Consider the following 13244-nt stretch of genomic DNA (forward strand, 5'->3'; position numbering starts at 1 on the left):
GGGGCCGCTTCATGGCGGCCCTGTCGGGTGTTGCCTTCGCCAATGTTCTGGTCTTTGTGCAACTGGGCATCATGAATTCCATGGCCACGGCAACCCTGCGCCCCTATGCGTTTTTCAATGCCGACATCATGATTTCGGCGGGGGATGCGAACGCGCTTGCGGTGGGGGGCAATGTCGCGCGGCAATGGATGCTGCAAGCCTTCGCTGACCCCGATGTGATTGCCGGAACAGGTCTGTTCATCGCCAATACCCCCCTGAAGCGCGACGATACCGAGATCAGCCTGACCACTTTCGGGGTTGACCCCGCCCAACCTGATTTCATTGCCCCCCAGAACGCGGGGGACATTGCGTTGTTGCAGGTGCGCGATGTAGCAATTCTTGACAGGCTTGCGCGCGGCATTCCCAAGGACGAGGCGGCGGCCATCCGGCCCCAAACGCCGCTGTCTTTTGAAACGCAGGGCCGGACCCTTGCGGCGCTGGCCACGTTTGCCGGTGGTGGCGGTTTTGGCGGGGTTGGTTACATGTTCGTGTCTGACCAAACCTTCCTGTCGCTATTTGCGTCGCGCAGTTCCACGGCACCCGACCATATTCTGTTGCGCCTGCGTCCGGGCGCAGATGTCGCGGTTGTGGCCGCGCGGCTGCGCGGGCTGATATCTGACAACACCCTGCGCATAAGAAGTGACGCAGACGCCGCGCAGGAAGATTTGCGCTACCAGCAGACGCAACGCCCCGCAGGTGTCATCTTCGGCTTTGGTGTGCTGATCGGGGTTTTGGTGGGGTTGGTGATTGTGTATCAGGTTTTGTCGGCGGATGTGGCCGACCATTTGCGCGAATACGCAACCTGCAAGGCAATGGGCTATGGCCCGCGGTTTTTCCTTGGCATTGTCGTGGAAGAAGCGCTGGTGCTGGGGGGTCTGGGCTTTTTGCCGGGGCTTGTCGTGGGGACTGCCATTCTGACATTGATGGCCAAGGTTACGACCCTGCCGCTGGTGATGACGCCCTCCATGGCGGTTGCGGTGTTTGTGGGCACAGTGGTCTTTTCGGTCCTGTCAGGCGTCATTGCGACCCGCCGTTTGGCGGCGGCTGACCCTGCCGATTTGTTTTAAGGGGCCATCATGACCAGCCAGACGATTATTGCAGCGCGGGGGCTGAACCACTGGTTCGGCCATGGCGAGGCGCGCAAGCAGGTTTTGTTTGACATCGATCTGACGCTGGCGCGTGGCAGCTTTACAGTGCTGATGGGGCCGTCAGGGTCGGGCAAGACCACGGTTCTGACCTTACTGGGGTGTCTGCGCGGGGTGCAGGATGGGTCAGTGCAGGCGATGGGGCAGGAATTGCACGGCGCGGGGGATGCGCAACTGACCAAGCTGCGCCAGCGGATGGGCTTTATCTTCCAGTCGCATAACCTGCATGAAAGCCTGAGTGCGCTGCAAAATGTCATCATGGGCGTTCAGGTGCGCCCCGGCGTGGACGATGCCCTTGCGCGGCGCGCGGGTGCCCATGCACTTGGGCTGGTGGGGTTGTCCGACCGTCTGGATTATTTGCCTGCCAACCTGTCGGGGGGGCATAAGCAGCGCGTTGCAGTGGCCCGCGTGCTTGTGGGAAACCCTGCCATGGTGCTTGCGGATGAACCGACAGCGGCGCTTGACAAGGACAGCGCGGCAGATGTTGTTGATTTGCTCAAGCGGCTGGGAACACAACGGGGCACAACGACCCTGCTTGTGACACATGACCCCCGGATACTGGATCGTGCGGACAGCATTCTGACGCTGGAAGATGGCAAGATCGTCTCTTGCACGGGGGGGCGCACCGGAAGCCGCGCTTGATTCATTGCGTTACAGGCTTGCTCGGGCGGGAAAGCCGTTTTAGCTGCTTGCGCCCGGCAGGTCCGATCCATTGGCGTCAGCAAGTGCGTCGGGGCCATCAATCAGCTTGTCGGGTTGTGCAAGTGCTGTCAGCTTTTCGCGGTCGGTGATGATGACCCGTGCGCCGTCCATCTTTACCCCGTCAGCTTCCAGCAAGCGCAGGGTGCGCGACAGGTTTTCGGGCGTCATGCCAAGGTAGGATGCGATCAGGCGTTTCTCAACAGGTAGGGTATAGGATGTTGCGCCGCCCGCCAGCATGGATTGACGCAACAGGTAGGATGCAACCCGTTCGCGCGAATTGCGCAGCTTCAGGGATTTGGCACTGCGCACGACAGACCGATAGCAGGCCGCAAGTTCGGCGATCACGGATACCGCGAATTCAGTGTCGCGCCGGAACATCGCGCGCAGGTCGGCGGCAGGCACCAGAATGATGCGCGTGCGTTCCAGTGTGCGCGCCGACATAAGATAGGGCGCGTCCCGAATGCTGGCGGCAAGAATGAACGTGGAAACCGGCTGCACCACGGCCATGGTGCAGTCGCGCCCGGACCATTGCGCGAATAATTCCACCGACCCTTCCAGCACGATATGCAGAAAATCGGCCGGGTCACCCTGCCGAATGATTTCCAGCCCTTGGGGGAAATTTTGTGCATAGGAACTGGCCATCAGGCTTTCAAAGCTGGCCTGCGTCATGTCGCGGAACAGATGCAGATGGCGAATCTCTGGCAATTCTTCGGGTCGCAAGGGGGCTGCCTGATAAGTTTTGGATTTTTGCTTGATTAACATCAAGCGGCGAGCGCAGCAAGATCAAGCCTTCGGAAAACATATATTGGCGGGTTGGGCCACGGATTTCTGACAGGAAAATGACGAATTCCAAATCCGGCACGATTGTTGGATTCAGGTGCAGGGACTTTGATCTCGATCAAATTTTTCCGTGGCGCGCTATGACTGGGTGCTTGCGAACGGGTGGTCAAGAACACCTGAACCGCCAAGGAGATGCCCATGCATGTGATGCTGGCCTATGATAATTCCCGCAACGCCCGGATTGCGCTGGATGGCGTGCGCGGGCTGCTATCCGCGTTGAACCCCAGCATCACGCTGATTTCGGTGGTCGAGGATGTGGGCAGTGCAACCGCAGGTGCGGACGAGCTGTTTTCCGAACAATACGCCGAGCAGAAGGCAGGAACCGAAGCGGCAGCGGCAGAACTTGCCGCAGCCGGGTTCAATGCCTCTGTGCTTATTGCGGAAGGGGATGCGCGCAAGATGATCCTGCGCGCCGTGGAAGAACGCAAGCCCGACCTGCTGGTTATGGCGCGCCACAGCCACAAGCCCGACCCCGGCCCGCTGAATTTCATCACCCGCAAGATTGATGCGCTGGTCGAGGAATTCGACCACATGACCTTCGGTTCGGTCAGTGCATTTCTGGCGCGGCGCGCGTCCTGCCCGTTGCTGATCATCCCGACACATTCCGACTGACGCGTTCGCAACACCCATAGCCGTCTTCAAACCTTCGAGGTCTGACATGCAAGTCAGTGATATTTTCCGCTTCAAGAACGCCGAGATAAAGGCCCTCCATCTGACATGGATTGCCTTTTTCATATCGTTCTATGTCTGGTTCAACATGGCGCCGCTGGCGTCGTCCATGCTGCGTTCTGTCGACTGGCTGACGCGCGAGGATCTTCGCCTGTTTGCCATCGCCAATGTCGCGCTGACCATTCCTGCGCGCATCATCGTGGGCATGGCGCTGGACAGGTTCGGGCCGCGCCGGGTGTTTTCGGTGCTGATGGTGCTGATGGCTGTGCCCACCTTCGTCTTTGCCTTTGGGGACACGCGCGAAGTGCTGTTCATGTCGCGTCTGGTGCTGTCGTCCATCGGGGCCAGCTTCGTGGTGGGCATTCATATGACCGCGCTGTGGTTCAAGCCGCGCGATATTGGTTTTGCGGAAGGGTTCTATGCGGGGTGGGGCAATTTCGGGTCGGCGGCAGCGGCAATCACGCTGCCCACCATCGCGCTGACGCTGTATGGCGGTGATGATGGCTGGCGCTACGCGATTGCCACTTCGGGCGTTGTCATGGCCGCATATGGCGTGTTCTACTGGTTCGCCATCACCGACGGGCCCAGTGCCGATACCCACAAAAAGCCGCGCAAGGCGTCGGCGCTGGAAGTTTCCAGTTGGCGTGATCTGGTGCTGTTGTGCATTTTCACGGTTCCTATGGTGGGCATTCTGTCGATCCTTGTCTATCGCGTGCAGATGATGGGCTATATCGACCCGATGACCGCAGTGTTCATCCATGCGGCGATTGCGATAGTCGTGACCTGGCAGGTCTGGCAGGCGATCCGCGTCAACGTGCCGATCCTGAAGCGCGGTGTGCCGGAAGATGACAAATACCCGTTCAGTTCGGTCGCGGCGCTGAACGCCACCTATTTTGCCAATTTCGGCGCCGAACTGGCCGTGGTGTCCATGCTGCCCATGTTTTTTGAGGAAACATGGGGCCTGACGGCTGCCGCTGCGGGGCTGATTGCTGCCAGCTTCGCCTTCGTCAACCTGTTCGCGCGGCCCATGGGCGGGCTGGTGTCCGACCGTTTCGGCAACCGCCGTTTCGTGATGCTGGCCTATATGTTTGGCATTGCCATAGGCTTTGTGCTGATGGGGCTGCTGAATTCCAACTGGCCGCTGATCATTGCGATTGCGATCACCATCATGTGCTCTTTCTTCGTGCAAGGCGCCGAAGGGGCAACTTTCGGGATCATCCCGTCCATCAAGCGGCGTGTGACGGGCCAGATTTCGGGCATGGCCGGGGCTTACGGCAATGTTGGCGCGGTGTTTTACCTGTTCGTGTTCATGTTCGTCACACCGCAGCAGTTCTTCTTCATCATCGCGGCGGGCGCGCTGATTTCATGGGTCATCTGCTATTTGTGGCTGAAAGAGCCGGAAGGCGGGTTTGGGGATGAATACATCATCTCCTCCGTCGACCGGGAGATTGCCTTGGAAGCCGCAGAAAAAAAGGCGGCCATGTCCGAAGTCGAAAAGGTGTTCGCCAAATCCGTCAAGGTCGAACTGACCGATCGTGGCGGGGAAGTGCACCTGAAGGCGCAATTCAAATCCATAAATGACCTGCGCGCGGCGCTTGCTGGCCTTGATGGCGCAGCGCGCACCGCAGGCTGACATATCCGCAGGCCCGCCAGCCCGGACCTGCCCCCAAACCTACAAGGAAGACACGCAATGTCCATCACAGCCACCCACGCAGCCAAAGGGCCGATCCTGACGGATTGGCGGCCAGAAGACAGTGACTTCTGGCAAAGCACCGGCAAACGCGTCGCCAATCGCAACCTGATGATTTCTGTCCCCTGCCTGCTTCTGGCCTTCGCGGTGTGGATGGTCTGGTCCGTCGTGGTGGCGCGCCTGCCCGCAATCGGATTTGCGTTCACAACCGACCAGTTGTTCCTGCTGGCGGCCCTGCCGGGGCTGTCGGGCGCGACATTGCGCATTTTCTACAGCTTCGTCATTCCCATCTTTGGCGGCCGGCGCTGGACGGCGATTTCCACAGCCTCGCTTCTGCTGCCTGCGCTGGGTATCGGCTTTGCGGTGCAGAACCCCGAAACGCCCTATACGATTTTCGTGATCCTTGCGCTTTTATGCGGGTTCGGGGGCGGTAACTTCGCCTCGTCCATGTCGAACATCAATTATTTTTTCCCCAAGGCACAAAAGGGCAATGCGCTGGCCGTGAATGCGGGGCTGGGCAATCTGGGGGTGTCGGTGGTCCAGTTCGTGGTGCCCGTCGTCATCACCATGGCGGTTTTCGGGGCCATGGGGGGGCAGTCGCAAACCATTTCCGGCGGGGGGGAATTGTGGCTGCAAAATGCGGGCTTTGTCTGGGTGCCGTTTTTGGTGATCTTCACGCTGGCCGCATGGTTCGGGATGAATGACCTGGCAGATGCGAAAGCCAACCTGTCCGACCAACTGACCATCCTGAAGCGCAAGCATAACTGGATCATGTCTTTCCTGTATATCGGGACATTTGGCAGCTTCATCGGCTATTCGGCGGGCTTCCCGCTGCTGATGCGCACCCAGTTTCCTGCCGTGGACGCGCTGCATTTCGCCTTTCTTGGGCCGCTTGTCGGTGCCTTGTCGCGGGTGTTCACGGGCTGGATTTCCGACAGGTTCGGGGGCGGGCGCGTGACGCTGTGGGCCTTCGTTGCGATGATTTTTGCAGTGGTCGGCGTGATCTGGTTCCTGCCGCTGGCGGGCAGCGAAGGGAACTTCTGGGGCTTTTTCGCCTGCTTCATGGCGCTGTTTTTCCTGACAGGTGTGGGCAATGCATCCACCTTCCAGATGATCCCGGTGATCATGCGCAAGGAAATCCCGCTGCTGATGCCGCATCTGGACAAGGCGGCGGCGCTTAAGACCGCTGAACGCGAAGCGGGCGCGATTATCGCCTTCACCTCTGCGATGGCGGCGTATGGCGCGTTTTTCATTCCCAAATCCTACGGCACGTCAATCGCCATGACCGGCGGCCCTGCGGGCGCATTATGGGCCTTCGCGGGCTTCTATGTCCTGTGCGTGCTGGTGACATGGGTCTTCTACACCCGCAAGGGCGCCGCAACGCCCTGCTGAGACATGCGCGGGCGCAAAGGCGCGCCCGCCCCACACAAACTTTGAACGGAGACAGCGATGAGCCATCTTCTTGATCGCCTGAACTTTTTGAAATCCAACCGCAAGGATACGTTTTCAGACGGCCACGGCCAGACCACAACCGAAAACCGCGATTGGGAAGACGTGTATCGTGACCGCTGGCGGCATGACAAAATTGTGCGTTCGACCCATGGTGTGAACTGCACAGGGTCCTGTTCGTGGAAAATCTACGTCAAATCGGGCATTGTGACATGGGAAACCCAACAAACCGATTATCCGCGCACGCGCCCTGACCTGCCCAACCATGAACCGCGCGGCTGTGCGCGCGGGGCGTCCTACAGCTGGTATCTTTATTCGGCCAACCGCGTGAAAACGCCGCTGGTGCGCGGCGCGCTGATGCGGCTGTGGCGCGAAAAGCGCAAGACGATGACGCCGGTTCAGGCATGGACGGCGATTCAGCAAGACCCGATCGCGCGCGCCAGCTACACGGCCAAGCGCGGCACAGGCGGCTTTGTGCGTGCCACATGGGACGAAGTGACCGAAATTACCGCCGCCGCCAATGCCTATACCGCCAAGCAATACGGCCCTGACCGCGTGTTCGGGTTTTCGCCCATTCCCGCCATGTCGATGGTCAGCTACGCGGCCGGGTCGCGCTATCTGTCGCTTCTGGGCGGCACCTGCATGTCGTTTTATGACTGGTATTGCGACCTGCCGCCTGCCAGCCCGATGACCTGGGGCGAACAGACCGACGTTCCCGAAAGTGCCGACTGGTATAACGCGGGCTACTTGCTGTTATGGGGGTCAAACGTGCCCCAGACGCGGACGCCGGATGCCCACTTCTATACCGAGGCGCGCTATCGCGGCACAAAATCCGCGGTCATCTGCCCGGATTATTCGGAAGCTGCAAAATTCGGCGATGTCTGGCTGAACGCCAAGCAGGGCACGGACGCGGCCATCGGCATGGCCTTTGGGCATGTCATCCTGCGCGAATTCCATCTGGACCGCCAGACGCCCTATTTCGAGGAATACTGCCGCAAATATTCCGATATGCCCATGCTGGTGCAACTGGACAAGAAGGGCGACAGCTATTTGCCGGGCCGCCAGTTGCGCGCAAGTGATCTGGCCGACAACCTGGGCGAGGCGAACAACGCGGAATGGAAAACCATCTGCATTGACGAAACCACCGGCCAACTGGTCGCGCCCAATGGGTCCATCGGGTTTCGCTGGGGCGAACAGGGCATGTGGAACCTTGAGGAGAAGGCCAAGGGCGCGGACATCAGGCCCAAGCTGTCGCTGATCATGGACGAAGACCGCGACGATGTGGTGGGCGTAGATTTCCCCTATTTCGGCGGCATGGCCACAGGCCAGTGGGAAAACGACGCGCGCGGCGACGTGCTGACACGCAATCTGCCGGTCAAGGTGATCACGCTCGCTGACGGGTCCGAGGCACTGGTCACAACCGTGTTCGACCTGTTCTGCGCCAATTACAGCCTTGATCGCGGCCTTGGTGGCGATCATGTGACGGATGACTACAACGCTGATGTGCCCTTCACGCCTGCATGGGCTGAACGTATTACCGGCGTGCCTGCCGACAAGATCATCCATGTGGCCCGCGAATTCGCGGGTAACGCCGAAAAGACCAATGGTAAATCCATGGTCATCATCGGGGCGGCAATGAACCACTGGTATCATATGGATATGAACTACCGCGCGGTCATCAACATGTTGGTGATGTGCGGGTGTGTGGGCCAGTCGGGCGGCGGTTGGGCGCATTATGTGGGGCAGGAAAAACTGCGTCCGCAAACTGGCTGGACGGCGCTTGCCTTTGCGCTGGACTGGGCGCGCCCGCCACGGCACATGAATTCAACCAGCGCGTGGTATGCCCATACCGACCAGTGGCGTTATGAAACGGTGACCGCAAAAGATATCCTGTCGCCCACGGCACCCGCAGGCGATTGGGAAAGCCTGAGCCTGATCGATTATAACATCCGGTCGGAACGCATGGGCTGGCTGCCATCTGCGCCACAGTTGAAAACCAACCCCCTGCAGGTGGGCGCGGCAGCGAAAGCGGCGGGCAAGGATATTCCCGCCTATGTCGCCGAGCAGTTGAAGGCTGGCGCGCTGGAAATGTCCTGCGAAGACCCGGATGCGCCGGAAAACTGGCCGCGCAACCTGTTTGTGTGGCGGTCCAACCTGCTGGGGTCGTCGGGCAAGGGGCATGAGTATTTCCTGAAACACCTTCTGGGCACCAGCCACGGTGTTCAGGGCAAGGATCTGGGCCACGAAGGCCGCCAAAAACCCGTTGAGGCCAAGTGGCATGATGAAGCACCAGAGGGCAAACTCGACCTTTTGGTGACGATTGACTTCCGCATGTCCACAACGGCGGTCTATGCCGATATCGTCATGCCGACGGCCAGCTGGTATGAAAAGGATGATCTGAACACCTCCGACATGCACCCTTTCATCCACCCGCTGCAAGCGGCAGTTGATCCCGCGTATGAGAGCAAGACCGACTGGGAAATTTTCAAGGCGATTGCCAGGAAATTCTCCGAAGTTGCGCCGGAAATTCTGGGTGTCGAAACCGATGTGGTGCAACTGCCGTTGCAGCATGACAGCCCCGGCGAATTGGCGCAGCCTTTTGTCCAAGACTGGAAGAAAGGCGAATGTGACCTGATCCCCGGCAAGACGGCCCCGGCCTATATCGCGGTCGAACGCGACTATCCGAACCTGCACGCGCGCTTCACGGCGCTTGGGCCGCTGATGGAAAAGGTCGGCAATGGCGGCAAGGGCATTGCCTGGGACACGAAAACCGAAGTGCACCACCTGAAGGCGCTGAACGGCACCCATACGGACGGGCCGACCAAGGGCATGGCGAAAATCGACACAGCGATTGACGCTTGCGAAGTGGTGCTGATGCTGGCACCTGAAACCAACGGCGAAGTGGCGGTCAAAGCGTGGAAGGCGCTGGAAAAGGCCACTGGACTCGAGCACGCCCATCTGGCCGATGTCAAGAAAGACGAGAAGATCCGCTTCCGCGACATCGCAGCACAACCGCGCAAGATCATTTCCTCGCCCACATGGTCGGGCATTGAATCCGAAGAGGTTTGCTACAACGCAGGCTGGACCAATGTGCATGAACTGATCCCGTGGCGCACGGTTTCGGGCCGCCAGCAACTGTATCAGGACCACGAATGGATGCGGGCCTTTGGCGAATTCTTCGTCACATGGCGTCCGCCTGTCGATCTGAGGACGATCACGGTCGATGCGACCAAATCACTGAAATCGGCGGAAAAGCATGTGGTGCTGAACTTCATAACCCCGCACCAGAAATGGGGCATCCACTCAACCTATTCCGACAATTTGCTGATGCTGACGCTGAACCGTGGCGGGCCGGTTGTCTGGCTGTCGGAAGTAGACGCGGCCAAGGCTGGCATTGTCGATAATGACTGGGTTGAGGTGTTCAATTCCAACGGTGTGATTGCCGCGCGCGCGGTGGTCAGCCAGCGGATGAAGGACGGCACGCTGTTCATGTATCACGCGCAGGAAAAGATCGTGAATACGCCCGGCAGCCAGATCACCGGCCAGCGCGGGGGCATTCACAACTCGGTCACGCGCACCGTGCCCAAACCCACGCATATGATCGGGGGCTATGCGCAACTGTCCTACGGTTTCAACTACTACGGAACTGTGGGCGCGAACCGCGATGAAATGGTCATCGTTCGGAAAATGGAAAACGTGGATTGGCTGGATCAGCCCGCAAAAGTGGAGGCGTAGGACATGAAAGTACGTGCCCAGATCGGTATGGTGCTGAACCTTGATAAATGTATCGGGTGTCACACCTGCTCTGTTACCTGCAAAAACGTCTGGACCTCGCGCGAGGGGGTTGAATATGCGTGGTTCAACAATGTCGAAACCAAGCCCGGCATTGGCTACCCGAAGGATTGGGAAAACCAGAAACGCTGGAATGGCGGCTGGAAGCGCGACCCGTCAGGCCAGCTGGTGCCCAAACAGGGCGGCAAATGGCGCATTCTGGCAAATATCTTCGCCAATCCCGACCTGCCTGAAATTGATGATTTCTATGAACCCTTCGATTTCGATTATGACCACCTGAAATCCGCGCCCGAAATGCAGGCGTTCCCCACTGCGCGCCCGCGTTCCAAGATCACCGGCGAGCGGATGGAAAAGATTGAATGGGGGCCAAACTGGGAAGAAATCCTAGGCGGCGAATTTGCCAAACGCTCGCAAGATTACAATTTCGAGGGGATTCAGAAGGATATTTACGGGGAATATGAAAACACCTTCATGATGTATCTGCCGCGCCTGTGCGAGCATTGCCTGAACCCCGCTTGCGTGGCCTCCTGCCCGTCAGGCGCGATCTACAAGCGCGAAGATGACGGCGTTGTTCTGATCGATCAGGAAAAATGCCGGGGCTGGCGGATGTGCGTGTCGGGCTGCCCCTACAAGAAGATTTATTACAACTGGTCTTCTGGCAAATCCGAGAAATGCACCTTGTGCTATCCGCGTCTGGAATCCGGTCAGCCCACGGTATGTTCGGAAACCTGTGTGGGGCGTATCCGCTACTTGGGGGTCATGCTGTATGACGCCGACAAGATCAGTCAAGCGGCTGGCGTGGCAGATGAAAAGCAGCTCTACGATGCGCAGCTTGATGTCTTTCTTGACCCGAATGATCCGGCCGTGATTGACGCCGCCCGCGCCGAAGGCATCCCCGAGGACTGGATAAAGGGCGCGCAGAATTCGCCCATCTGGAAAATGGCGATGGAATGGAAGATCGCCTTCCCGCTGCACCCGGAATACCGCACATTGCCGATGGTGTGGTATATCCCGCCGCTGTCGCCCATCCAGAACGCGGCTGAAGCGGGCAAAATCAGCGCGCAGGACGATATGCCCGATGTCGCATCCCTGCGTATTCCGGTGCGGTATCTGGCCAATATGCTGACCGCAGGCGACGAAGCCCCCGTTGTCAGCGCGCTGGAACGGATGCTGGCCATGCGGTCCTATATGCGGTCGAAAACCGTTAACGGGGTCATCAACATTGGCGTTGCCAAGCGCGTCGGCATGACGCCGCAACAGATCGACGAGATGTATCAGCTGATGGCAATCGCCAATTATGAAGATCGTTTCGTCATCCCGACCACGCACCGCGAACTGGTAGAGGATGCCTATGACCTGAAGGGGGGCTGCGGCTTCACGGATGGCAATGGATGTTCCAGCGGGTCGTCTGGCGGCACATTGTTTGGCGGCAAGAAATTCCGCAGCCCGCAGGAGTTTATCCAGTCATGAAAACCTATCGCGCCCTTTCCGCCTTGCTGACCTATCCAACCCCCGAGTTGCAGGCGGCAGTGCCTTCGATCTGGCAAACTCTTTCAAAGGAGGAGTTTTTGCGCCCCAGCCAGCTGGCCACGCTTGACCCCCTTCTGACCGAACTGGAGAACGGCGACATTTACGACTTGCAGGAACGCTATGTCCTGCAATTCGACCGCGCACGCACGCTGTCGCTGAACCTGTTTGAACATATCCACGGTGAAAGCCGCGACAGGGGCGGGGCCATGGTGGACCTGCTGGAAACATACCGCGCGGGCGGCTTTGATCTGGTCGGGCCGGAACTGCCCGACCACCTGCCGGTGCTGCTTGAATTCCTGTCCACACAAGACCCCGAACAGGCGCGCGCCATTCTGGCCGATGCGGGCCATATCATTGTGGCGCTGGCAGAACGGCTGGCGCGGCGCGAAAGTGTCTATGCGCCGGTTCTGGCCGCGCTGGTGACGCTGGCGCAGGTCGGAACCACCCCCGAGGCCGAAGCGCTTTTGTCCGAAAAAGACGACGACCCCGAGGACCTTGAAGCGCTTGATGCGGTTTGGGAAGAAGCGATGGTCACGTTTGGGCCTGATCCTAATGCAGGCTGCCCGGTGTCGCGCGACATTCTGGCCCGCATGGACATACAAGCACCGGCGCACCCGCGCGCCGCCAGCCAGTAACCGGAGGCAGTGATGCATAACTTCATTTTCGGAATATTTCCCTATATCGCTGTAACGGTCATGGTGATCGGATCAGTGGTACGCTATGACCGCGACCCTTTCACATGGAAAAGCAAGTCCAGCCAGATGTTGCGCAAGCGGCAATTCGTTATTGGGTCAGTGCTGTTCCATTTGGGGGTGCTGGTTATCTTTTTCGGCCATGTTGTCGGCCTGTTGCTGCCAAAAGAGCTGTTCTATGCCTTTGGCATCACATCTGGCGCGAAACAGATCATGGCCATTGTTGTTGGCGGCGCGGCTGGTGTTGCGGCGCTGATCGGGGGGGTCATTTTGCTGCATCGCCGGCTGGGTGACCCCCGCATTCGTGCCAATTCCAGTTTTGGTGACAACGCTGTGATGGTCCTGTTGGTGGCGCAACTTGTGCTGGGGCTGGCCACGGTGCCGCTGGCGCTGGGCCATCTGGATGGCAGTGAAATGTTGAAATTCATGGCTTGGGCGCAGGGTGTCATTACCTTCAAGGCGGGGGCGGCGGCGCATATCGTTGATGTGCACCCAGTCTTCAAGCTGCATATCTTCCTTGGTCTGGTGCTGTTCCTGATCGTGCCGTTCACGCGGCTGGTGCATATCGGTTCGGTGCCTGTCAGGTATTTGTGGCGACCGGGCTTTCAGATTGTGCGGTCGCGTCAAGGGGCAAAAGCTGCACCTTCCGGCCTGAAGCCCATGAAACCGGCCAAGTAGCCAATGCGGGCGCGTGCA

Annotated in this window: 10 protein-coding genes; 9 read left to right on the plus strand and 1 reads right to left on the minus strand. The window is 59.1% G+C overall.

What is annotated here, in order from left to right:
- Window positions 1-1106: FtsX-like permease family protein (locus ACTZWY_RS02235; RefSeq protein WP_444789046.1), on the plus strand; the 1106-nt coding region annotated here is incomplete at its 5' end.
- Window positions 1107-1115: 9 nt separating this feature from the next.
- Window positions 1116-1826, plus strand: a complete 711-nt coding sequence (locus ACTZWY_RS02240) for an ATP-binding cassette domain-containing protein (protein ID WP_444789047.1) — start codon at window positions 1116-1118, stop codon at window positions 1824-1826.
- Window positions 1827-1865: 39 nt separating this feature from the next.
- On the opposite strand, the gene ACTZWY_RS02245 is transcribed toward ACTZWY_RS02240, so the two are convergent.
- A complete protein-coding gene (locus ACTZWY_RS02245) occupies window positions 1866-2606 on the minus strand; it encodes a cyclic nucleotide-binding domain-containing protein (RefSeq protein ID WP_444789048.1) in 741 nt (246 codons plus the stop codon).
- Between the two features lie 258 nt (window positions 2607-2864).
- Here ACTZWY_RS02245 and ACTZWY_RS02250 point away from each other — a divergent pair, with 258 nt between their 5' ends.
- From ACTZWY_RS02250 to narI, 7 genes are read left to right on the plus strand one after another with little or no spacing between them, the layout of a single operon-like run.
- Window positions 2865-3338, plus strand: a complete 474-nt coding sequence (locus tag ACTZWY_RS02250; RefSeq protein WP_444789049.1) for a universal stress protein — start codon at window positions 2865-2867, stop codon at window positions 3336-3338.
- A gap of 46 nt (window positions 3339-3384) precedes the next feature.
- The gene (locus tag ACTZWY_RS02255; RefSeq protein ID WP_444789050.1) at window positions 3385-5028 is read left to right on the plus strand and encodes an MFS transporter; all 1644 of its coding nucleotides are present in this window, start codon (window positions 3385-3387) and stop codon (window positions 5026-5028) included.
- Between the two features lie 57 nt (window positions 5029-5085).
- Window positions 5086-6477, plus strand: a complete 1392-nt coding sequence (locus ACTZWY_RS02260; protein WP_444789051.1) for a NarK family nitrate/nitrite MFS transporter — start codon at window positions 5086-5088, stop codon at window positions 6475-6477.
- Window positions 6478-6534: 57 nt separating this feature from the next.
- Window positions 6535-10269: a nitrate reductase subunit alpha gene (locus tag ACTZWY_RS02265; RefSeq protein WP_444789052.1), complete on the plus strand. Its 3735-nt coding sequence runs from the start codon at window positions 6535-6537 to the stop codon at window positions 10267-10269.
- Between the two features lie 3 nt (window positions 10270-10272).
- Entirely contained in the window at window positions 10273-11796 is a 1524-nt protein-coding gene (gene narH, locus ACTZWY_RS02270) for a nitrate reductase subunit beta (RefSeq protein WP_444789053.1), read from the plus strand.
- Window positions 11793-12491, plus strand: coding sequence for a nitrate reductase molybdenum cofactor assembly chaperone (gene narJ, locus ACTZWY_RS02275; protein WP_444789054.1), 699 nt, complete (start codon window positions 11793-11795; stop codon window positions 12489-12491). The genes narH and narJ overlap by 4 nt, the downstream gene beginning before the upstream one ends.
- Window positions 12492-12503: 12 nt before the next feature.
- On the plus strand, window positions 12504-13226 hold the full coding sequence (narI, locus tag ACTZWY_RS02280) for a respiratory nitrate reductase subunit gamma (RefSeq protein WP_444789055.1): 723 nt from the start codon (window positions 12504-12506) through the stop codon (window positions 13224-13226).
- Window positions 13227-13244 lie beyond the last annotated feature (18 nt).

Source organism: Roseinatronobacter sp. NSM (genome assembly GCF_052379845.1).
GTDB lineage: Bacteria > Pseudomonadota > Alphaproteobacteria > Rhodobacterales > Rhodobacteraceae > Roseinatronobacter.

What these genes read in the sequence shown, in the direction of transcription:
- narI (WP_444789055.1), top strand. Translation starts at nt 12,504, where the DNA reads ATGCATAACTTCATTTTCGGAATATTTCCCTATATCGCTGTAACGGTC.
- ACTZWY_RS02265 (WP_444789052.1), top strand. Translation starts at nt 6,535, where the DNA reads ATGAGCCATCTTCTTGATCGCCTGAACTTTTTGAAATCCAACCGCAAG.
- ACTZWY_RS02255 (WP_444789050.1), top strand. Translation starts at nt 3,385, where the DNA reads ATGCAAGTCAGTGATATTTTCCGCTTCAAGAACGCCGAGATAAAGGCC.
- ACTZWY_RS02260 (WP_444789051.1), top strand. Translation starts at nt 5,086, where the DNA reads ATGTCCATCACAGCCACCCACGCAGCCAAAGGGCCGATCCTGACGGAT.
- narH (WP_444789053.1), top strand. Translation starts at nt 10,273, where the DNA reads ATGAAAGTACGTGCCCAGATCGGTATGGTGCTGAACCTTGATAAATGT.
- ACTZWY_RS02250 (WP_444789049.1), top strand. Translation starts at nt 2,865, where the DNA reads ATGCATGTGATGCTGGCCTATGATAATTCCCGCAACGCCCGGATTGCG.
- ACTZWY_RS02240 (WP_444789047.1), top strand. Translation starts at nt 1,116, where the DNA reads ATGACCAGCCAGACGATTATTGCAGCGCGGGGGCTGAACCACTGGTTC.
- narJ (WP_444789054.1), top strand. Translation starts at nt 11,793, where the DNA reads ATGAAAACCTATCGCGCCCTTTCCGCCTTGCTGACCTATCCAACCCCC.